The organism is Arthrobacter sp. 1088 (assembly GCF_031455315.1).
In the GTDB taxonomy this organism is placed as follows: domain Bacteria; phylum Actinomycetota; class Actinomycetes; order Actinomycetales; family Micrococcaceae; genus Arthrobacter.
In genome coordinates, this window is sequence record NZ_JAVDSM010000004.1 from 335,990 (window position 1) to 355,057 (window position 19,068).

General features: G+C 62.4%; 21 protein-coding genes. 18 read left to right on the top strand and 3 right to left on the bottom strand.

Going from position 1 to position 19,068, the window contains the following annotated elements:
* Positions 1 to 58: 58 nt before the first annotated feature.
* The 6 genes from glp to J2Y41_RS08355 all read left to right on the top strand — a co-directional run bounded on the left by glp (position 59) and on the right by J2Y41_RS08355 (position 4,168).
* Entirely contained in the window at positions 59 to 1,291 is a 1,233-nt protein-coding gene (gene glp, locus J2Y41_RS08330; RefSeq protein ID WP_309927920.1) for a gephyrin-like molybdotransferase Glp, read from the top strand.
* Positions 1,279 to 1,833 carry a cyclic pyranopterin monophosphate synthase MoaC gene (gene moaC / locus J2Y41_RS08335; RefSeq protein WP_224092331.1) on the top strand — a complete coding sequence of 185 codons (555 nt, stop codon included), beginning with the start codon at positions 1,279 to 1,281 and terminating at the stop codon, positions 1,831 to 1,833. Before glp ends, moaC begins: the two co-directional genes overlap by 13 nt.
* Positions 1,830 to 2,333, top strand: a complete 504-nt coding sequence (locus tag J2Y41_RS08340) for a MogA/MoaB family molybdenum cofactor biosynthesis protein (protein WP_309927922.1) — start codon at positions 1,830 to 1,832, stop codon at positions 2,331 to 2,333. Before moaC ends, J2Y41_RS08340 begins: the two co-directional genes overlap by 4 nt.
* A complete protein-coding gene (locus J2Y41_RS08345; protein ID WP_224092333.1) occupies positions 2,323 to 2,778 on the top strand; it encodes a molybdenum cofactor biosynthesis protein MoaE in 456 nt (151 codons plus the stop codon). The genes J2Y41_RS08340 and J2Y41_RS08345 overlap by 11 nt, the downstream gene beginning before the upstream one ends.
* Positions 2,779 to 2,916: 138 nt before the next feature.
* The gene (gene dapB / locus J2Y41_RS08350; protein ID WP_224092335.1) at positions 2,917 to 3,675 is read left to right on the top strand and encodes a 4-hydroxy-tetrahydrodipicolinate reductase; all 759 of its coding nucleotides are present in this window, start codon (positions 2,917 to 2,919) and stop codon (positions 3,673 to 3,675) included.
* Positions 3,676 to 3,679: 4 nt separating this feature from the next.
* Positions 3,680 to 4,168 (top strand): hypothetical protein, encoded by a 489-nt coding sequence (locus J2Y41_RS08355; protein ID WP_224092337.1) that lies wholly within the window; start codon positions 3,680 to 3,682, stop codon positions 4,166 to 4,168.
* Here J2Y41_RS08355 and J2Y41_RS08360 read toward each other — a convergent pair.
* Together J2Y41_RS08360 and J2Y41_RS08365 are read right to left on the bottom strand one after the other, a co-directional pair.
* On the bottom strand, positions 4,144 to 5,379 hold the full coding sequence (locus J2Y41_RS08360) for a heparan-alpha-glucosaminide N-acetyltransferase domain-containing protein (protein WP_309927925.1): 1,236 nt from the start codon (positions 5,377 to 5,379) through the stop codon (positions 4,144 to 4,146). The genes J2Y41_RS08355 and J2Y41_RS08360 overlap by 25 nt on opposite strands.
* A gap of 71 nt (positions 5,380 to 5,450) precedes the next feature.
* Entirely contained in the window at positions 5,451 to 5,999 is a 549-nt protein-coding gene (locus J2Y41_RS08365) for a TOPRIM nucleotidyl transferase/hydrolase domain-containing protein (RefSeq protein WP_224092340.1), read from the bottom strand.
* Positions 6,000 to 6,075: 76 nt separating this feature from the next.
* Between J2Y41_RS08365 and J2Y41_RS08370 the strand changes: the two genes are divergently transcribed.
* The 7 genes from J2Y41_RS08370 (at position 6,076) to J2Y41_RS08400 (ending at position 13,748) form a co-directional block, all read left to right on the top strand.
* Positions 6,076 to 6,411 (top strand): hypothetical protein, encoded by a 336-nt coding sequence (locus tag J2Y41_RS08370; protein WP_224092341.1) that lies wholly within the window; start codon positions 6,076 to 6,078, stop codon positions 6,409 to 6,411.
* A gap of 74 nt (positions 6,412 to 6,485) precedes the next feature.
* Positions 6,486 to 7,397, top strand: coding sequence for a 4-hydroxy-tetrahydrodipicolinate synthase (gene dapA, locus J2Y41_RS08375; protein ID WP_224166993.1), 912 nt, complete (start codon positions 6,486 to 6,488; stop codon positions 7,395 to 7,397).
* Positions 7,398 to 7,424: 27 nt separating this feature from the next.
* Positions 7,425 to 9,116, top strand: coding sequence for a ribonuclease J (locus J2Y41_RS08380; RefSeq protein ID WP_224092342.1), 1,692 nt, complete (start codon positions 7,425 to 7,427; stop codon positions 9,114 to 9,116).
* A 73-nt stretch (positions 9,117 to 9,189) separates the two neighbouring features.
* Positions 9,190 to 12,054 (top strand): DNA translocase FtsK, encoded by a 2,865-nt coding sequence (locus J2Y41_RS08385; protein ID WP_309927929.1) that lies wholly within the window; start codon positions 9,190 to 9,192, stop codon positions 12,052 to 12,054.
* Positions 12,055 to 12,063: 9 nt separating this feature from the next.
* Positions 12,064 to 12,666 (top strand): CDP-diacylglycerol--glycerol-3-phosphate 3-phosphatidyltransferase, encoded by a 603-nt coding sequence (gene pgsA, locus J2Y41_RS08390; RefSeq protein WP_224092346.1) that lies wholly within the window; start codon positions 12,064 to 12,066, stop codon positions 12,664 to 12,666.
* Positions 12,663 to 13,175 carry a nicotinamide-nucleotide amidohydrolase family protein gene (locus tag J2Y41_RS08395; RefSeq protein ID WP_309927931.1) on the top strand — a complete coding sequence of 171 codons (513 nt, stop codon included), beginning with the start codon at positions 12,663 to 12,665 and terminating at the stop codon, positions 13,173 to 13,175. The genes pgsA and J2Y41_RS08395 overlap by 4 nt, the downstream gene beginning before the upstream one ends.
* A gap of 138 nt (positions 13,176 to 13,313) precedes the next feature.
* Positions 13,314 to 13,748, top strand: coding sequence for a helix-turn-helix domain-containing protein (locus J2Y41_RS08400; protein WP_216925260.1), 435 nt, complete (start codon positions 13,314 to 13,316; stop codon positions 13,746 to 13,748).
* 118 nt (positions 13,749 to 13,866) lie between these two features.
* Here J2Y41_RS08400 and J2Y41_RS08405 read toward each other — a convergent pair whose 3' ends face one another.
* The gene (locus J2Y41_RS08405; RefSeq protein ID WP_396133497.1) at positions 13,867 to 14,424 is read right to left on the bottom strand and encodes a MarR family winged helix-turn-helix transcriptional regulator; all 558 of its coding nucleotides are present in this window, start codon (positions 14,422 to 14,424) and stop codon (positions 13,867 to 13,869) included.
* 59 nt (positions 14,425 to 14,483) lie between these two features.
* Between J2Y41_RS08405 and J2Y41_RS08410 the strand changes: the two genes are divergently transcribed.
* The 5 genes from J2Y41_RS08410 to miaA all read left to right on the top strand — a co-directional run bounded on the left by J2Y41_RS08410 (position 14,484) and on the right by miaA (position 19,063).
* A complete protein-coding gene (locus tag J2Y41_RS08410; RefSeq protein ID WP_263422287.1) occupies positions 14,484 to 14,681 on the top strand; it encodes a DUF3046 domain-containing protein in 198 nt (65 codons plus the stop codon).
* Between the two features lie 270 nt (positions 14,682 to 14,951).
* Entirely contained in the window at positions 14,952 to 15,992 is a 1,041-nt protein-coding gene (gene recA / locus J2Y41_RS08415; protein ID WP_224166997.1) for a recombinase RecA, read from the top strand.
* Positions 15,982 to 16,524: a regulatory protein RecX gene (locus tag J2Y41_RS08420; protein WP_309927940.1), complete on the top strand. Its 543-nt coding sequence runs from the start codon at positions 15,982 to 15,984 to the stop codon at positions 16,522 to 16,524. The genes recA and J2Y41_RS08420 overlap by 11 nt, the downstream gene beginning before the upstream one ends.
* Positions 16,525 to 16,622: 98 nt before the next feature.
* A complete protein-coding gene (gene miaB, locus J2Y41_RS08425; RefSeq protein ID WP_396133502.1) occupies positions 16,623 to 18,137 on the top strand; it encodes a tRNA (N6-isopentenyl adenosine(37)-C2)-methylthiotransferase MiaB in 1,515 nt (504 codons plus the stop codon).
* A gap of 20 nt (positions 18,138 to 18,157) precedes the next feature.
* The gene (gene miaA, locus J2Y41_RS08430; RefSeq protein ID WP_309927945.1) at positions 18,158 to 19,063 is read left to right on the top strand and encodes a tRNA (adenosine(37)-N6)-dimethylallyltransferase MiaA; all 906 of its coding nucleotides are present in this window, start codon (positions 18,158 to 18,160) and stop codon (positions 19,061 to 19,063) included.
* Positions 19,064 to 19,068 lie beyond the last annotated feature (5 nt).

The following is a 19,068-nucleotide window of genomic DNA, read 5'->3' on the forward strand; positions in this document are numbered from 1 at the left end:
GGCCCTACTCTGGGTACGTCCTGATAATCTCCGGACAGGAGCGTGACCACACAGGAGGATGTCCTTGCCCAGATCCGTTGCTGCCCATCGCGACGCCGTGGTGGAACTACTGAGCGGTCCTGCCGCCACCATGGCCACTGAAAAGCTGCCACTGCTTGACGCGCTGGGCAAGGTGCTGGCCGTGGACCTCCACGCGCCACTTTCCCTGCCGCCATTCGCCAACTCCCAAATGGACGGCTTTGCCGTCAACTCTGCCGGGATTCCCGACGGCGGCGCGAAGCTACGGGTGGCGGCACCTGTTCCGGCGGGGGCGGCTCCTGAGGTGTTGAAGCCAGGCTTTGCGGCGCCCATCATGACCGGCGCCATGATCCCCGACGGCGCCGACGCCGTAGTCCCCATTGAGCGGGCACGCCCCAGCACCTTCCCGAATCCCGAGGCAAGGGATGTTGAGGTTGAACTCCCCGCCGTTGCTCCCAATACCTATGTTCGGCACGCGGGCAGCGACATCAAAGAAGGGGACCTGGCCCTTCCCGCAGGTACCTGTCTAGGACCCGCTCAGCTTGGCCTGTTGGCCGCGCTGGGGTTGACCGCCGTCGAAGTCCGCAGGCCATGGCAAGTCCTGCTGGTCACCACGGGCGATGAAGTCCTGGAACCGGGCCGGAATCTTACGCCCGGCAAGATCTACGACTCCAACGGAACCCTCCTGGAAGCATCCATGCGCCAAGCAGGCCTTGACGTCGTGCGAAGCCGGATCTCCGATGATGATCCCGCGCAATTGCTCGAACTGCTTCGCAGCCACCTTGGCAGCGATGACGGCCGGCGCCCGGTAGACCTGATAGTGACCACCGGCGGCGTCAGCAAGGGGGCATACGAGGTCGTCCGGCAAGCCATGGCCGCCCAGCACGTGGAGTTCCTGCCCGTGGCCATGCAGCCAGGAGGCCCACAAGGAATCGGCCGCTTTGAAGGCGTTCCGTTCCTCGGCTTTCCGGGCAACCCTGTCAGCTCCCTCGTTTCCTATGAGATGTTCCTGCGCCCTGCCCTTTCGCTGATCCACGGCGTCCCGGCAATGAGGCCGGTACAGCGGGCGCGTTTGGTGGAACCGCTGCATTCACCAGAGGGCAAGCATCAAGTCCGCCGCGGAACGGTGCTGCCTGACGGCTCCGTCCGCATGGAGGGTGGCGCGGGAAGCCACCTGGTGCATGCCTTGGCACGCTCGAACGCATTGGTGCAGATCCCCAGCGACGTCACGGAACTCGCTGAGGGAAGCGAAGTGGAAGTATGGATGCTGTGAATGAAACTCCCACGAACACGTCCGGCAACACCGGCGGCCTGACCCATCTCCGTCAAGACGGTACCGCCCAGATGGTGGATGTCTCCGAGAAAGCAGTCACCACGCGTGAGGCGACAGCCACGGCCACGGTCCGCAGTACTGCCGAAGTCCTGGCCCTTCTCGGCGCCGGCGAACTTCCCAAGGGCGACGCGCTCGCAGTGGCGCGCGTGGCAGGGATCATGGCCGCCAAGAAGACACCCGAACTGATCCCGCTGTGCCACCCGTTGCCGATTTCCAAGGTCACGGTCGATTTTGAGCTGGGAGCCGACTCGATCGAAGTACTGGCTACTGTGAAGACGCGCGGTGTCACCGGCGTCGAAATGGAAGCACTCACCGCTGCCTCCGTAGCGGCCCTGAGCGTCTACGACATGATCAAGGCCGTGGATAAGCACGCAGTCCTGACAGATATTCAGGTGCTGGCAAAAAGCGGTGGCAAAAGTGGGGATTGGAAGCACGGTGACTGGAACCGGGGCAGTTCGGCGCCGGAAAGAGCCCAAGCATGAGTGCGTGCGAACCAAACGCCCACGGGCCGCGGAAGGCCGGCGTCGTCATAGCGTCCACGCGTGCGGCAGCGGGAATCTACGCCGACGAAACCGGCCCCGTCATCCTGGACTGGCTCAAGGAGCACGGCTTTGATACCTTTCCCACCATGGTGGTGCCGGATGGCGAGCCTGTTGGCGCGGCGTTGAGGGCGCTCCTGACCCAGCAGCCCGCCGTCGTCATCACCAGTGGCGGAACGGGCCTGAGCCCGGACGACAGGACGCCGGAAGTAACCTTGCCGCTGCTGGATCGTGAGATCCCGGGCATTATGGAAGGCATTCGGCGGGCGGGCGCTGCAAAGACGCCCATGGCAATGCTGAGCCGTGGGCACGCAGGGGCAGCAGGAAAGACATTCATCATTAACTTGCCCGGTTCCCCGAAGGGCGTCATGGACGGCTTGACCGTCCTGGATCCGGTGATCGGGCACCTTTGCGATCAATTGGAAGGAAGCCATGGGCACTGAAACAGACTTTGAAGTTGTTAGCGCGGTCCTGAGTGCCGAGCCCATCTCCGTGGACCAGGCAATTGCCGCGGTGGAGTCTGACACCGCCGGGGCAGTAGTCAGCTTCAGCGGCGTCGTGCGCAACCACGATTCGGGCAAGCCCGTGGACCGCCTGAGCTACAGCGCGCATCCCACAGCGCACCGGATCATGGCCGACGTAGTCGCGCAGTTGGTGGCCGAGCACTCCGGCGAAGCAGCGCAGCCCGTCAGGATTTGGGCCGCACACAGGATCGGGATGCTGGAGATAGGTGATCCCGCGTTGGTGTGTGCCGTGGCGGCCGCCCATCGGGGACAGGCGTTTGCCGTTTGTTCGGAACTTGTGGACCGGGTCAAAGAACAGGTGCCCATTTGGAAGGAACAGTTCTTCAGCGACGGCACCGTGGAATGGGTCGGGGCCGGGGAGTAAGAGGGTACGGCCCGGGGAGTAGGGGGTACGGCCCGGGGAGTAGGGGGAACGGCCCGGGGAGTAGGGGGAACGGCCCGGGGGAGTGGTTGCGAAGTCACGGTTCCTGCCGCACCCCGGCCCGGCGGTAGGGTTAAAGGCATGACCGAACAACTTGCCGTTGCAGTGCTGGGCGCCTACGGGCGCATGGGAATTGAAGCCGTGAAGGCTGTTGAAGCAGCCGACGATATGAAGCTGGTAGCGGCTCTCGGTCGCGGCGATTCCCTGCAGACGCTGCTCGATGCAGGTGCCAAGTATGTTGTGGACCTGACTGTTCCGGACACTACCGAGGCCAACGTCCGCTTCGCGGTTGAACATGGCATTCATGCAGTGGTCGGGACCACCGGTTGGGATGGGCAGCGCCTTGGGTCGTTGCGGACGCTTTTGGAGCAGAAGCCGGAAACGGGCGTTCTGATCGCCCCGAACTTTGCTTTGGGTTCCGTGCTGGCGTCGGCGTTTGCGGCGAAGGCTTCGCAGTACTTCGAGTCCGTGGAGATCATTGAACTGCATCACCCGAACAAGGTTGACGCTCCTTCAGGTACGGCCGTGCGTACTGCACAGCTGATTGCCCAGGCCAGGCAGGAAGCAGGTGTGCCGGCAAGTCCTGATGCCACGGAAACGTCCCTGGACGGCGCCCGGGGCTGCGATGTGGAGGGTGTACGTGTCCACAGCGTGCGGCTCCGCGGGCTGGTGGCGCACCAGGAAGTGCTGTTCGGCGGGCCTGGTGAACAGCTGACGCTGCGCCATGACTCCTTCGATCGTGCCTCGTTCATGCCAGGTGTGCTGCTCGGGCTTCGCAAAGTTGCGGAGCACCCAGGCTTGACCGTGGGCCTGGATGGCTACCTGGACCTGGGGCTTTAGGATCATGGGTACTTTTTGGGAGTCTGTGAAGAAAAACCGCACCAAAATCTGGGTTGGTGCCATCACCCTGCTCTTGGTGTTGTATCTGGTGGTGTCCCTCCAGCGTTCCATCCTGTTGCTTGGTGATCCCAATCCGGTGGCAAAAGGTATCGGCGCGGCTTACCTCGTTTTGCCTGTGATTGGCGCTTGGGCGCTCATTCGTGAGCTCTTGTTTGGGGCGCGGACCGAACAGATGGCCAAGGTCCTGGAGGCCGAGGGAGGCCTTCCTGTGGATACCTTGCCGCGCACGCCCGGTGGCCGGATTGTCCGGGCTGCCGCTGACGCCGAGTTCGAAAAGTATCGTGCGGAGGCCGAGGCAGCACCCGGGGATTGGCGTTCCTGGTTCCGGCTGAGCTGCGCCTACGACGCCTCCGGCGATCGCAAACGTGCCCGCGCTTCAATGCGCGACGCCGTGAAGCTCTTCCGCTCTCAGCCCACGGTGGCCGGGCGGTAACTGCCCAGGCGCGACGCCTGGTGGGCCAGCCACTCCAGAGGTCCCCGCCAGCGCAGGAGGGCAAAGCAGATGCCGATGCCTACAGCGGCCAGAGCCTGCGTCCAATACATTCCTTCGTCAGTCCACCCTGCTGGCAGTGGCTTGTTGTGGAAACCGGATACCACCCAGACATGGAGTGAATACAGCGTGAGAGTCATGGCGCCCGGACCGCTGAGGAGCATGAGGAAGTTGACCTTGATCCGTTGGGCAAGGGTGCCCAGCATCAGGAACAAGCCGACGACGGCGGCAGCCACGCCACCGGTGTGAAGCAGATCCAGGGTGGTGCCGGCATGCGGTGCCGCGCTTGCCAGCCACCACCACGAGTCCACCTGCTGCAAGCCTGTCAGGTTCACTTGGAGCATGCTCTCCAGCGGGTATCCCCGTGTTCCCGGCAGTGCTTCCAGTGCGGCGCGGCCGCCCCATACCTCCATGGCCAGGGTTCCTACGATTTTCGCCAAAGCGGCCACCGCGAATCCGCAGGTGAACAGCAGCAACTGGACGTTCGCCGTCGTGAGCGCCAAACGGCCGATCGCCAGTCCGATCAGCAAATAGGTGATCCATTGGAACACCGGGTAGTAGCCCGTGAAGAACAAGTCGGCGACCAAGCGTCCCGGTGTCTCAAGGTCCTCGCTGTTTGGGTTGTGCCCCAACTGCAGGGGAGGGTTGGCGTCGAGCAGCCAGGGCCGGACGAGGTAGGCGATCAGGGATGAGACCAGTACCCAGCCGAGCGCCCACAAGCAGAGTGCTTTCAGTCGCAATCCCAGAAACGGCAGGATGCACAGGAACAAGACGGCATAGTGGACCAGGATGACCGCGACGTTGACCTCCAAACCCCCAAGCGTCAGCCCGACGACGGCAATCACCAAGGCGCGCATCGCGACACCGCTTCTCGCCGCCCAGAGGTCCAGGCCCTGGCGCGGCTCCTGTTTTCCGGTGGTGAGTGCCAACCCGATTCCGGCGAGGACTGCGAACAGCGCAGCGGACCTGCCCGAGAAAACCAGTCCGACCCACGTGGGCTCCCACTGCGGGGAGGGGCCGAACGTCGGCATCAGATGGGTGGCCATCATTCCGAGCAAGGCCAGGCCGCGGGCGGCATCTATGCCCGTAAGGCGGGTGGAGACTTTGCGTCCCCTGGGCACCTTCCGGGCTGGCGCCGTCTCTTGCGAAGTCATGCTGCGATCGTCTCACAAGGGACTGTGGCCCTGCTGTGAAGCGGGCTGGAAGCATCGTGGCAGCAGATAGCTCATTGCGGAAATGATTCCACGAGGCGGGCGAGCGGTGGGGGTGCCTGTCCTGCCGGCAGTGCGTCGACGAGCAGGGAGGCATACCGGATTTTGTTGCCGCTGCGTCCCCCGAAGAACCGGCGCAGCTGTGCCGGTGCCGGCTTGCCGCGCTGTGAGGGCTGGCGTTGGAGGAGCCGGAACGAGGCAAGCTCACCTTGGGCCGCAATGACGTTGAGCACCGCATCGACGCCAAGGCAGCGGATGAGTTCGTCCTCCAGATCCGCTTGGCAAACGTGGAAGCCGCTCCCGGACAAGGAGCCGGAACCAAGGCCTGCCCGGCTGAGTGCGCGGGCGATGCCCTGTGCTTCGCCTGCATCGCAAAGTCCGAGTAACCGGTGGTCCGTGCCTTTCGGGCCGTAGCGGTCAAGGAAGCGAACGATGTTGGTCGCGCCTCCCATCGGCACCACAGTGACGCGCTCAGCCTTCAGGTCATGGCCAAGGCGAACGGCCAGTGTCTCCACCGCAAGCCGGTCACTTTCGCCCTCCACCAACACAGTCGTCACCCGCATGGAACCAGTATGAAGGACACACGCTGCCGGCCCACAGGCCTTGTCTTCGAATATATGTTCGAATAACATGGCCTTCATGAACGATGCTCCAAAGCCTCCGGAAGGCCTCCAAGGACCCATGAGGGCGATGAGTCCAGGTGTTGTCGACTTCCTTTTCAGGCAACTCGTGGCAGGTGAACCGCCGGAAGATGTCCAGTGGCGCAGCGAGGGAACGGTCCTCGCCGAGCAGGCGCCAGGTGCTGAGCTTGCACGTCGCCTGGCTGAAACGGACCTTGAGGCCCTCACGCCAAGGGAACTCTTCGACTACGTTCGCGCGTCCCAGCGTTTGGTCGCCTGGGCGGAACAATTGAAGGAAAAAGCGGTCGCGCAATATTGCTCTGAGGGCACTGCGAGGACGCCCAAGCCCGCATAGTCAGCAGGGTCGATGACGACCATCACGCGGAACCCATTCCCGGAACATGGCTGTGACAGGGTAACGTTTTTCTTATGTCTGACTCCCGCGCCCACATTCCCGCACTTGGTACCCTGCTGACCGCCATGGTCACCCCGTTCACCGAGGATGGCAAGGTCGACTACGACCAAGCCGCGGCGTTGGCGGAGAAGCTGGTCCAGGACGGTTGCGACGGACTCGTGGTCACCGGTACCACTGGAGAGACCTCAACCCTTACTGACGAAGAAAACCTCGGCATGTTCCGTGCGGTCAAGGAAGCCGTGGGGGGCAAGGCTGCCATCATTGCCGGAACCGGCACCAACGACACCGCGCACTCCGTGCATCTGTCCCAGCGCGCGGCCCAGATTGGCATCGACGGCCTTCTGATCGTCACTCCTTACTACAACAAGCCCAGCCAGGCCGGCGTTCGCGCCCACTTCGAGACGATTGCGTCCTCTACGGACCTGCCGGTCATGCTCTATGACATCCCCGGCCGCTCGTCCATTGCAATCGCGCCCGAGACCATGATCGGGCTTGCCAAGCACCCGAACATCGTGGCCGTCAAGGACGCCAAGGCGGACTTCGCCGCAGCCACCCGCGTCATGGCCGAGACCGATTTGGTCTTTTACTCAGGCGACGACGGCCTCACGCTGCAGTGGATGGCGCTGGGGGCAGCAGGCCTCGTGGGCGTGACCACGCACGTGGCTACCCGCCGATTCCGCGAACTCATTGACGCTGTCAATGCCAATGACCTTGCCACGGCGCGGGCCATCAACTTCGAACTGGAACCCGTGGTGCGCGCAACCATGACGCGGGTCCAAGGCGCTGTAGCCGCCAAGCAGATTCTCAAGTGGCAGGGAGTCCTGCCCAACTCGGTTGTCCGTTTGCCCCTCGTGGAGCCGGACGAGGCCGAGATCAAAACCATCCGCGGGGATTTGGCGGAAGCCGGAATGGACTTCAACGTCTAGGACGGCACCGCCGGAAAGAAGCACAATATGACCCAAACAGCCCTTCCTGGACTGGTTACTCCGCCGAAACTGCCGCAAGGCACACTGCGGATTGTTCCGCTAGGTGGACTGGGGGAGATAGGCCGCAACATGGCGGTCTTCGAAATCGACGGCAAGTTGCTGATCGTTGACTGCGGCGTACTTTTTCCCGAGGAAACGCAGCCCGGCGTTGATTTGATCCTTCCCGACTTCTCTTACATCGAGGACCGGCTGCAGGATGTTGTTGGGGTGGTGCTCACGCATGGCCACGAAGACCACATCGGTGCTGTTCCGTATCTGCTGCGCCTCAAAGCTGACATCCCGTTGATCGGCTCCCAGTTGACGCTGGCCTTGGTGGAGGCGAAGCTGCAGGAGCATCGGATCAAGCCGTACACGCTGACCGTCAGCGAGGGCCAGGTGGAGCAGTTCGGCCCGTTCGAATGCGAATTCATCGCAGTGAACCACTCGATCCCGGACGCCTTGGCCGTCTTCATTCGCACAGCGGGCGGCACTGTCCTGCATACGGGCGACTTCAAGATGGACCAACTGCCTTTGGACGGCCGCATCACCGACCTCCGCCACTTCGCCCGCCTGGGTGAAGAAGGAGTGGACCTCTTCATGGCCGACTCCACCAATGCCGACGTTCCCGGGTTCACCACCGCCGAGAAGGAAATTGGCCCCACCCTTGATCGTTTGTTCGGGCAGGCGAAGAAGCGCATCATCGTGGCTTCCTTCTCCTCCCACGTTCACCGCGTCCAGCAGGTCCTCGACGCCGCAGCCAAGCACGGCCGCAACGTTGCGTTCGTCGGCCGTTCCATGGTTCGGAACATGGCTATCGCAGCCAAGCTGGGGTACCTTGACGTGCCCAACGGGATCCTGGTGGACATCAAGAACATTGACAATCTCCCCGATGACCGGGTGGTCCTGATGTCCACCGGTTCCCAGGGCGAGCCCATGGCAGCACTCTCACGCATGGCAAACGGGGACCACCGTGTGGTTGTTGGCCAGGGCGACACCGTGATCCTGGCCTCCAGCCTTATTCCAGGCAACGAGAATGCCGTGTTCCGCATCATCAACGGATTGTTGAAGCTCGGTGCCGATGTCATCCACAAGGGGACGGCCAAGGTTCACGTGTCCGGGCACGCAGCTGCCGGCGAATTGTTGTACTGCTACAACATCCTTGAGCCCCTCAACGCGATGCCTGTCCACGGTGAAACCCGGCACCTGATTGCCAACGGAAATATTGCCGAAGAGTCCGGCGTGCCCTCCGAAGGCATCATCCTCAGCGATAACGGCACTGTCATTGACCTGAAGGACCACAAGGCCAACATCGTTGGGCAGGTAGAGGTCGGCTTCGTCTATGTGGACGGTTCCAGCGTTGGTGAAATCACCGATGCGGATCTGAAGGACCGCCGTATCCTGGGCGACGAAGGCTTTATCTCCATCATCACGGTCATTAACCGCACCACCGGCAAGATCGTCTCCGGACCGGAGATCCATGCACGCGGTGTGGCGGAGGACGACGCCGTCTTCGACGAAATCATCCCCAAGATCAACGCTGCGTTGGAAGAAGCCGTGCTCAACCACGCAGACCACACCAACCACCAGCTGCAGCAGGTCGTGCGCAGGATCATCGGAACGTGGGTGAACCGGAAGCTTCGTCGCCGTCCCATGATCATTCCGGTGGTCCTGGAAGCGTAGTCCACCGGCAACATGCTTCCCAGGGGGCCTGAAATCCGCGGATTTCGGGCCCCCTTGGGGTAGCGTGGCAACCATGGCGACCCGTACTTCCTCCACGCCACGAGGCAGCTCCAGCAGTAAATCCGGCGGCACAGGCCGGGGCGCAGCTGCATCCAAAAGCAGTGCAGCCACGTCCAGGAACGGCCGGGGCAGCAGTGCACGCTCCAAGCAGCCGGCCGCCGTCGAGCCCCACGCGCCGCTGCCGTTGCGCATGCTCGCAGGCGCCTGGCAGGGTATTGGCCACGTTGTGGGCGCAGGAGTCCGCCGGATCGGGTACGACGTCAGCGACCTCGATCCCGCCGATCGCCGCGACGGCGCAGCCCTGTTCAACCTGGTGCTGGGAATCGGCATTGCAACGTTCACCTGGTGGGGTCTGACAGGATGGCTGCCTGACGCCGTCTACAGCGTGGTCAACGGCACGTTCGGCTGGATGTCGCTTGTTTTGCCTTTCATGCTTTTCATCTGCGCTTTCCGCCTCTTCCGCAAACCGCAGGATGGCCGCGGCAACAACCGCGTTGGCATCGGCTTCATGATCATGACTTTTGCCGGCTCCGGCTTGGCCCACATTATTGGTGGCCAGCCCACCGTGGCTGATGGCTTTGATGGTCTGCGCAGGGCGGGCGGAATGCTGGGCTTCCTTGCAGCGTCTCCACTGGCTGCCATCCATGCCATTGTCCCGGTGATCGTCTACAGCCTGTTGGCCTTCGTGTCGGTGCTGATCGTCACGGCCACGCCGTTCGGGGCGATCCCCTCCAGGATCCGCTCTGCCTACGAGCACCTCATGGGCGTGGACCTCATGGACGCCGAGTCCGGCAAAGATGCCCATGATCGCAGTTACCTCTATGAAAACGGGGCTGTTGCACAGCCCAAGAAGAAGAAGCGGATGCGTCTCTTCGGCAAGGATGAGGACACCGATGCCGGTTTGGAAGGCTACGTCGGTGACGAGGCCTTTGAGCACGCAATAGTCGACGACGACGAAACTCCCCAACCGTCTGCACCCCGGGTTCCGCCGGGCGTACGCCGCCCCACCCAGGCCGAGATAGCCGTGGGTAAGATCAAGGCTGCCCAGGGCCTGGGTGCCGCTCCCGGCATCGACAACCCCACCGAGGCCATTCCCGTCCTCACCCCGGAGATGACCGCACCCACCGTGGCGCAGGTTCCGGCCAGGCCGGCAACGCCGCCTCCGCCGCCGACGCCCATTCCCCAGCGCACGGAGCAACTGTCCCTGGCAGGGGACGTCACGTACACCCTGCCGGCTTCAGACTTCCTCACGCCAGGTTCCATTCCGAAAGAGCGCACCGAGGCCAATGACGCCGTCGTGGCCGCCCTCACGGACACTCTGACGCAGTTCAACGTCGATGCCGCCGTGACCGGCTTCAGTCGCGGCCCCACAGTGACACGCTATGAAATCGAGCTGTCTCCCGGCACCAAGGTGGAGCGCGTAACCGCGCTCTCCAAGAACATCTCCTACGCGGTGGCATCCAGCGACGTACGCATCCTAAGCCCCATTCCCGGTAAGTCCGCGATCGGCATCGAGATTCCCAACACGGACCGCGAAACGGTCTCCCTGGGTGATGTGCTGCGCAGCCAGAACGCACGCCGGACCGACCACCCCATGGTCATGGGTGTCGGCAAGGACGTCGAGGGTGGTTATGTAGTGGCCAACCTTGCCAAGATGCCCCACCTCCTGGTGGCCGGTGCTACAGGTGCTGGTAAATCAAGCTTCGTGAACTCCATGATCACCTCGATCCTGATGCGCGCTACGCCTGACGAAGTCCGCATGGTCATGGTGGACCCAAAGCGCGTTGAACTGACTGCCTATGAAGGTGTTCCACACCTGATCACACCCATCATCACCAATCCCAAGAAGGCTGCCGAAGCCCTGCAATGGGTGGTTCGCGAGATGGACGCCCGCTATGACGATCTCGCCAACTACGGCTACAAGCACATCGACGACTTCAACAAGGCGGTCAGGGCAGGCAAGGTCACTCCGCCGGTTGACTCCAAGCGTGTCATCAAGCCCTACCCGTATTTGCTGGTCATCGTGGACGAGCTCGCGGACCTCATGATGGTGGCGCCTCGCGACGTCGAAGATTCGATCGTCCGCATCACCCAGCTGGCCCGTGCCGCGGGCATCCACCTGGTGCTGGCTACGCAGCGACCTTCCGTGGACGTTGTTACGGGCCTCATCAAAGCCAACGTTCCCTCCCGCATGGCGTTCGCCACCTCGTCCGTCACGGACTCCCGAGTGGTGCTGGACCAGCCGGGCGCCGAAAAACTTATTGGCCAGGGTGATGCGCTCTTCTTGCCGATGGGCGCTTCCAAGGCCATGCGTGTGCAGGGTGCCTGGGTGACGGAATCCGAAATCCATAAAGTTGTGGAACACGTCAAAGGCCAGTTGCAGGCCGTGTACCGCGACGACGTCGCCGCCGAGGCTCCCAAGAAACAGATCGACGACGACATCGGAGACGACCTCGAGGTGCTGCTCCAGGCCACCGAACTGGTGGTCACCACCCAGTTCGGTTCCACCTCCATGTTGCAGCGCAAGCTTCGTGTCGGCTTCGCCAAGGCCGGGCGCCTTATGGACCTCCTGGAGTCCCGCGGCGTCGTGGGTCCCTCCGAGGGATCCAAGGCCCGCGATGTCCTGGTCAAGCCGGATGACCTCGCTGCCGTGCTTGCTGCCATGAAGGGACAGGAATCCCCGGCTGCGCCTGACGCCCACACTGCGGCCCTGAGCGATAACGCGAACTCCAACATCGCCGTCGGCGGTTATGCCGAGGACCTGGTGGCAGCGGATCTGGACAACCGGACCCAGGCTGTTGAATATTTCGACGGCGCCGACGGCTCCGATGACGAGGACGAGGATGGCGAGGACGCCTGGTCGCTCACCGGACGGTAGCCTAGAGGGGTGACTACAGCCGAAGGTGACAACGCCTCTTCCAGCAGCTCCGACGTCTGGAACCTTCCCAATATCCTCACGATGCTCCGCATCGTCCTGGTTCCGTTTTTCGTCTGGTTCCTCGTGGCAGATGACAGCCATCAAGGCATTTGGCGATGGGCGGCAGTCGTGGCCTTCGCCGTAGCGATCTATACCGACAAGCTCGACGGCGATATCGCCCGCGCGCGTGGCCTTATCACCAACTTCGGCAAGATCGCGGACCCCATTGCGGACAAACTGCTCATCGGTTCAGCGCTGGTGCTCTTGTCCATCCTCGGGGAACTGCCCTGGTGGGTGACCATCCTCATCCTGGTCCGCGAGTGGGGCATCACGGCACTGAGGTTCTTTGTGATCCGCTACGGCGTCATGCCGGCCTCACGCGGCGGAAAGCTGAAAACAGTCATCCAGACAGTGGCCATCTTCCTGTACATCCTGCCGCTTGAGGCGATCGCACCGTGGTTGGTCATTGTGGCCTTCTGGGTCATGATGGCCGCCCTTGCCATCACGTTATGGACCGGAGCGGAATACGTCGTCCAGGCGCTCCGGCTTCGTGCCGCTGGCCGCGGAGCATGAGTCACCCCGGAGACGCTGCCGAAGCGGCAGCGCTGGCGACGGCGGCAGTGGCCGTGTCGCTGGGAAAGAGCCTGACCGTGGCGACGGCGGAGTCGCTGACAGCCGGAATGGTGGCGGCAAGCCTGGCCAACACTCCCGGTGCGTCCGGAATGTTGCAGGGCGGTGTGGTTGCCTATCAGAACTCCGTGAAGGCCTCCGTCCTCGGTGTTTCAACGGAACTGCTTGACGCGGTTGGTTCAGTGGACGGCGCAGTAGCTGAGGCGATGGCCGAGGGCGCCAGGCGGGCCTGCATGGCCGACGTCGGAATATCCACCACCGGCGTGGCCGGTCCGGAGCCCCATGACGGCAAACCAGTGGGAACTGTTTTTGTTGGCGTCGCTACGGGTACCGGCACGGGGTCGTTTGAATTCAGCTTTTCGGGGGACAGGCAGAGTATCAGGCAACAAGCCTGTGAAGCTGCGCTGGCGCGCCTGCTTGATGCGCTGGAAGGGGTTGGTTACCGTTCGTAAAGTAGCCGGGAACAAAAACTCATTGCCAATAGTTGTGTCATTGTGTCGCTTCGGAACAGCCGGGGCGCCTAGGATGTAGAAAACCACACCGGTCCGCCAGCCAGCGAACCGGATGAACGAGGGAGCAAGGCGATACAGATGGTAAAGCAGCCCGTATCCGTAAACGGCGTTGTCCGCTGGAAGGATGTGGGCTTGGCTAAGCAGGCACAGAGCGAACAGAAGGAGCGCAAAATGGTTGTACTACGCCACGAAATCGGTGATGTACTGCGCGATGTCCGCCAGCGTCAGGGCCGTACCCTCCGCGAGGTCTCGCACAGCGCCCGTGTCTCACTTGGATACCTGAGTGAGGTTGAACGCGGCCAAAAGGAGGCTTCTTCCGAGCTCCTGTCCTCTATCTGCACCGCCCTGGACGTTCCGTTGTCCAGCATGCTCCGCGAAGTCAGTGACCGCGTGGCTGTTGCGGAGGGCGTAGCTGTTCCGGACACCGTTCCGCAGGAATTCTCCCAGCGTTACGGTCGCGATCTTGACCTGACCGACGACTTCCCGCAGGGTATGCTCTCCGGAGCCCGGTAACGGTCACACCACATCAGGAATTAGCACGAAAGGTCCCCAGCCTAGGCTGGGGACCTTTCGCGTCCGGCGACGTTTCGCATGTGCTGCTGCGCGGCCTAAAGCCGCGTTTGGAGGCGCGTTAGTCCTCGGTGGGATTGGCGGTCTCCCCGGACTCGGTCTCCTTCAGGGTGGCGTCCCTGATGATACTTTCACCGTAGACGGCGTTGAGCCGGCCCATGTACTCGGCCAGGGTTTGGACATCCTCCAGAGGCCACTCACCGAGTCGCTCACGGAACACCTGCCGGCGGGCGTCCTGGACCTGGTGCATCTTCTCTTCGCCTTTTTCCGTCAGGCGAATGGACTGGGCGCGCCCGTCCTGCGGATCTGCCTCCTTGTAGACCAAGCCGATACTTTCCAGAAATGCGATCTGGCGGCTCACTGAGGGCTTGCCCACTCCGATGCACGAGGCAAGGTCCGTCAGGCGGATGGGGCCTTCGCGGCGAATGATCGTCAGCAGTCCGTACGCGGCAGGCTCCATGTCGGGATGGACCTGGCGGGACAACTGATGCGATATGGAACGGGCACGGCGCCAGAGCAGGCTCAGCTGGTGTTCCACCTGCTGAAGGGCGTCGTCTATGGTTTCGCCTGGCACGGCCTCGGGGGGCGTGCTCTGGAGAGGATTGCTCATGGCAACCATTCTAGAGTCCGGCGTCGTGAGAGACTCTATCCGTGAGGGCAAGTGACTTTTGGCGATTAATGGACGATGAATTTGGGGCAGGCTATTCCCGCGTCCTGGCCAATTCCCTGGTGCTGGCCGGGGTGGGAGGGCGGACTGCCGTAGAGGCGCTGGCTGCCGGCTACCAGCCACGGGAAGTCTGGCTGGCGATATGCGAAGTCCAGGATGTCCCTTTGGAGCGCAGGCTCGGCAGGGATATCAAGCCTGCGGCCAACTGAAGTCTCCGGCCATGTTTGCCGGGGGACTTCCAGCCCTGTGGTGGTGACACGCCCGCGCGCGTTGTTCGAATATCTGTTCGGATAGGGATATGCTCCTGTGAGAGGAAAATTGTTCCTGAAGGACGCATTCCACAGGCAATCCGAGGGTTGGTTATCCACATAGCCCACATCGGCTTCAAAAAATGTCAGGGAGCCGTAATAGCGTCTGACATGACAGGAAAGCGGCCATTCAGGCCACTCCACAGCGAGAAAGCATCAGAGGTGTGAACCATGGCGGCAACCCCGGATCGTGAAAAGGCGCTCGAAGCAGCGCTTGCCCAGATCGACAAGCAGTTCGGCAAAGGCTCCATCATGCGCTTGGGTGATGACACCCGCGCCCCGATCGAAGTCATTCCTACTGGATCCATCGCACTGGATGTCGCCCTTGGCATTGGCGGCCTGCCCCGCGGCCGCGTCGTGGAGATCTACGGCCCGGAATCCTCTGGTAAGACCACAGTGGCGCTGCACGCTGTAGCCAACGCGCAACGTAACGGTGGCATCGCGGCCTTCATCGACGCCGAGCACGCCCTTGACCCCGATTACGCCGCCAAACTTGGGGTGGACACGGACGCACTGCTCGTGTCGCAGCCGGACACTGGTGAGCAGGCCCTGGAAATCATGGACATGCTTGTGGGCTCCGGCTCCCTGGACATTATCGTCATTGACTCCGTGGCTGCCTTGGTCCCACGTGCTGAAATTGAGGGCGAGATGGGCGACTCCCACGTCGGCCTTCAGGCGAGGCTCATGAGCCAGGCCCTGCGAAAGATCACCGGTCGCCTGAGCCAGACCAAGACCACCGCCATCTTCATCAACCAGTTGCGTGAGAAGATCGGCGTCTTCTTTGGATCGCCCGAAACCACCACCGGTGGTAAGGCCCTGAAGTTCTACGCCTCAGTGCGCATCGACGTCCGTCGCATTCAGACGCTGAAGGAAGGTGCCGACTCCGTCGGTAACCGGACCAAGGCCAAGATCGTCAAGAACAAGATGGCCCCGCCCTTCAAGATTGCCGAATTCGACATCATCTACGGCCAGGGCATCTCCCGCGAGGGAGGCATCATTGACATGGGCGTAGAGCACGGCATCATCAAGAAGTCCGGCTCGTGGTTCACGTACGACGGCGATCAGCTGGGCCAAGGCATGGAGAATTCACGGCGCTTCCTGCGTGATAATCCGGAGCTGGCACAGGAACTTGAGCGTCTCATCAAGGAAAAGCTTGGCGTGGGTGTCAAGCCGGAGGCAGACTCCCCAAAGCTGAAGGCCGTTGACGGCTAGAACCGGGCCGGACCCGGAGTCCTCCGTCTCCGGCGATCCTGAGCCTGATCCCGAATCCATGGCCCGCGCCATCGTCTTGCGGCAATTGACGATGGCGCCACGGAGTCGGCTGCAGCTGTCCCGCAAGCTGGCCGAGCGGAATGTCCCTCCGGATGTTGCTGAGGCTGTGCTGGACCGCTTCGAGGAAGTCCAGCTCATTGACGACGCTGAGTTTGCCAGAATGTGGGTGCGCAGCCGCTCCCAAAGCAGAAAACTGGCCAAAGGTGCCATTCGCCGTGAGCTGACGGAGAAGGGTATCGAGCTCGATGATGCCGAGGAAGCACTCTCACAGCTCAGCGATGAAGACGAGGAAATCGCCGCTCGTGAGCTCGTTGAGCGCAAACTGAGGCCAGGCGTGGATCTCTCCGATCGTGTAGAACGTGACAAGTACACCCGTAGGCTGGCATCCATGCTGGCCCGGAAGGGCTATGCCCCTTCGATGGCCTTCCGGATCGTCGGTGAGGTACTTGCCCAAGCCGGTACCCTTGAGTAGTGAGTTTGACCATTCCTTCCCCCTCAGCAGAAACCACGCCTTCGGCCGTAGCATTGGCAATCAATGCTGATGCCCAAGTGACGGATGCCCGTGCCCCGATGGAATCTGCCGCGTTTGAACCTGCCCCGTTTGAACCGAGGACGTATCAGGTCCGTACTTTCGGCTGCCAGATGAACGTCCACGATTCCGAACGTATGGCTGGCCTCCTTGAGGATGCTGGTTACGTGCCCGCGGAGGGTGAGGTTGCGGACATCGTGGTGTTCAACACGTGCGCCGTTCGGGAAAATGCGGACAACAAGCTCTATGGAAACCTTGGCCAGCTTCGGCAGGTCAAGGCAGCCAACCCTGGCATGCAGATCGCCGTCGGCGGTTGCCTCGCCCAGAAGGACCGGGAAACCATCGTCAAGAAGGCTCCTTGGGTGGACGCTGTGTTTGGCACCCACAATGTAGGAGCACTTCCGGCACTGCTGAAGCGGGCGCGGCACAACAACGAGGCCCAGCTCGAAATCCTGGAATCCCTGGACGTCTTCCCGTCCACCCTCCCCACCAAGCGCGACTCCGTCTATTCCGGTTGGGTTTCGATTTCAGTAGGCTGCAACAACACCTGCACGTTCTGCATCGTGCCATCGCTCCGCGGCAAGGAGAAGGATCGGCGTCCCGGGGAAATCCTGGCCGAAATCCAGGCCTTGGTGGACGACGGCGCCGTGGAAGTTACGTTGCTGGGCCAGAACGTGAACTCCTACGGGGTTGAGTTCGGTGACCGCTTGGCCTTCTCAAAGCTTCTGCGTGCCTGTGGTGAGATCGAAGGCCTTGAACGCGTACGCTTCACCAGCCCGCATCCGGCAGCGTTTACGGACGACGTCATTGATGCGATGGCCGAGACACCCAACGTGATGCCGCAGTTGCACATGCCCCTGCAATCGGGCTCGGACAAGGTACTCAAGGATATGCGGCGCTCGTACCGCTCCAGCAAGTTCCTTGGCATCCTGGACAAGGTGCGTGAGCGGATTCCCAATGCGGCCATCACTACGGACATCATTGTTGGCTTCCCCGGAGAAACCGAAGAGGATTTCCAAGCGACGCTCGACGTCGTCGAGAAGTCGCGGTTTGCCTCAGCCTTCACCTTCCAATACTCCAAACGGCCTGGTACGCCTGCTGCCGAGCTCCCGGAGCAACTTCCCAAAGCAGTGGTCCAGGAACGTTTCGAACGGCTGACCGCCCTTCAGGACCGTATCGCCGCGGAGGAGAACGCCAAGCAGCTGGGTCGCCGTGTGGAAATTCTGGTGACAGCGCAGTCGGGCCGCAAAGCAGAGGAAACGCACCGGTTGTCCGGCCGGTCCAAGGATCAGCGACTCGTTCACTTCTCGGTACCTGATGGTGCGGAAACCCCCCGACCAGGTGACTTTGTCACCGTGACCATTACCGAAGCCGCGGCATTCCACCTGGTTGCCGATCCTGCCGGCCTGGACGATTACATGTTGCGCCGGTCAAGGGCTGGTGACGCCTGGGATCGTTCGCAGGCAGATTCCTGCGGTGTTCCGAGCGCGGGTGCGGCGTCGGGCAGGAAAGGTGTGTCTTTGGGCATGCCGTCACTGCCTGTTCGCGGCGCCTGACGCCCATTATTCGAGGTCGAATGGCTCCCTCCCATGCCGCGCCGCCGGTCATCGCAGTCGTCGGCCCCACCGGTTCCGGTAAATCGGACCTGGGCGTCGAGCTGGCCCTTGCCCTCGATGGTGAGGTCATCAACGCTGATGCCTTGCAGTTCTATCGGGGCATGGACATCGGGACGGCCAAGATCACTGTGGACGAGCGCAGGGGTGTGCCACACCATCTGCTGGACACAAAAGATGTCACCGAGGAAGCCAGCGTGGCGGACTTCCAGGCGGAATGCCGCGCCGTCATTAGTGACGTGCACGCGCGGGGCAAGCGCGCCATCATGGTGGGGGGCTCGGGCCTCTATGTGCGGGCCGCCCTGGATGTACTGGAGTTTCCCGGCACGGACCCTGTCTTGCGAAAACGGCTTGAGGACGAATGGGAAACGTTCGGTCTGGCGCCGTTGCGTGCCCGGCTTGAAAAGGTGGATCCCATCTCGGCAGGGCGTCTGGGGGATGCCCGGCGGGTGATCAGGGCCTTGGAGGTCTACGAAATGACGGGACGGCCGTTCAGCTCGTTCATGCCGCAACGCGAGTACTTCCAGCCGGCCATACAGATTGGCCTGGCTGTGGAACGGGAGGTTCTGCGGGAGAGGCTTGCGCTCCGCGTACACCGGATGGTGGATGCGGGGTTGCTCCAGGAAGTGGAACGCCTTGATGCGGCTGGGCTGCGGCGCGGCAAAACGGCCTCGCGTGCCCTGGGATATGCGCAGTTCCTCAGGGTGCTCGACGCCGAAGCCAGTGTCCCGGAGGCAGCTGAGGAAACCATTGTGGCCACGCGGCAGTTCGCCCGGCGGCAATTGACCTGGTTTAGGGCCGATCCCCGCATCGCCTGGCTCGATTGGCAGGACCCGGACCTTGTGGCCAAGGCAGTGGCGCTGGCCTAGCCGGG

What these genes read in the sequence shown, in the direction of transcription:
- glp (WP_309927920.1), top strand. Translation starts at nt 59, where the DNA reads ATGTCCTTGCCCAGATCCGTTGCTGCCCATCGCGACGCCGTGGTGGAA.
- moaC (WP_224092331.1), top strand. Translation starts at nt 1,279, where the DNA reads ATGGATGCTGTGAATGAAACTCCCACGAACACGTCCGGCAACACCGGC.
- J2Y41_RS08340 (WP_309927922.1), top strand. Translation starts at nt 1,830, where the DNA reads ATGAGTGCGTGCGAACCAAACGCCCACGGGCCGCGGAAGGCCGGCGTC.
- J2Y41_RS08345 (WP_224092333.1), top strand. Translation starts at nt 2,323, where the DNA reads ATGGGCACTGAAACAGACTTTGAAGTTGTTAGCGCGGTCCTGAGTGCC.
- dapB (WP_224092335.1), top strand. Translation starts at nt 2,917, where the DNA reads ATGACCGAACAACTTGCCGTTGCAGTGCTGGGCGCCTACGGGCGCATG.
- J2Y41_RS08355 (WP_224092337.1), top strand. Translation starts at nt 3,680, where the DNA reads ATGGGTACTTTTTGGGAGTCTGTGAAGAAAAACCGCACCAAAATCTGG.
- J2Y41_RS08360 (WP_309927925.1), bottom strand. Translation starts at nt 5,379, where the DNA reads ATGACTTCGCAAGAGACGGCGCCAGCCCGGAAGGTGCCCAGGGGACGC.
- J2Y41_RS08365 (WP_224092340.1), bottom strand. Translation starts at nt 5,999, where the DNA reads ATGCGGGTGACGACTGTGTTGGTGGAGGGCGAAAGTGACCGGCTTGCG.
- J2Y41_RS08370 (WP_224092341.1), top strand. Translation starts at nt 6,076, where the DNA reads ATGAACGATGCTCCAAAGCCTCCGGAAGGCCTCCAAGGACCCATGAGG.
- dapA (WP_224166993.1), top strand. Translation starts at nt 6,486, where the DNA reads ATGTCTGACTCCCGCGCCCACATTCCCGCACTTGGTACCCTGCTGACC.
- J2Y41_RS08380 (WP_224092342.1), top strand. Translation starts at nt 7,425, where the DNA reads ATGACCCAAACAGCCCTTCCTGGACTGGTTACTCCGCCGAAACTGCCG.
- J2Y41_RS08385 (WP_309927929.1), top strand. Translation starts at nt 9,190, where the DNA reads ATGGCGACCCGTACTTCCTCCACGCCACGAGGCAGCTCCAGCAGTAAA.
- J2Y41_RS08395 (WP_309927931.1), top strand. Translation starts at nt 12,663, where the DNA reads ATGAGTCACCCCGGAGACGCTGCCGAAGCGGCAGCGCTGGCGACGGCG.
- J2Y41_RS08400 (WP_216925260.1), top strand. Translation starts at nt 13,314, where the DNA reads ATGGTAAAGCAGCCCGTATCCGTAAACGGCGTTGTCCGCTGGAAGGAT.
- J2Y41_RS08405 (WP_396133497.1), bottom strand. Translation starts at nt 14,424, where the DNA reads ATGGTTGCCATGAGCAATCCTCTCCAGAGCACGCCCCCCGAGGCCGTG.
- J2Y41_RS08410 (WP_263422287.1), top strand. Translation starts at nt 14,484, where the DNA reads ATGGACGATGAATTTGGGGCAGGCTATTCCCGCGTCCTGGCCAATTCC.
- recA (WP_224166997.1), top strand. Translation starts at nt 14,952, where the DNA reads ATGGCGGCAACCCCGGATCGTGAAAAGGCGCTCGAAGCAGCGCTTGCC.
- miaB (WP_396133502.1), top strand. Translation starts at nt 16,623, where the DNA reads ATGGAATCTGCCGCGTTTGAACCTGCCCCGTTTGAACCGAGGACGTAT.
- miaA (WP_309927945.1), top strand. Translation starts at nt 18,158, where the DNA reads ATGGCTCCCTCCCATGCCGCGCCGCCGGTCATCGCAGTCGTCGGCCCC.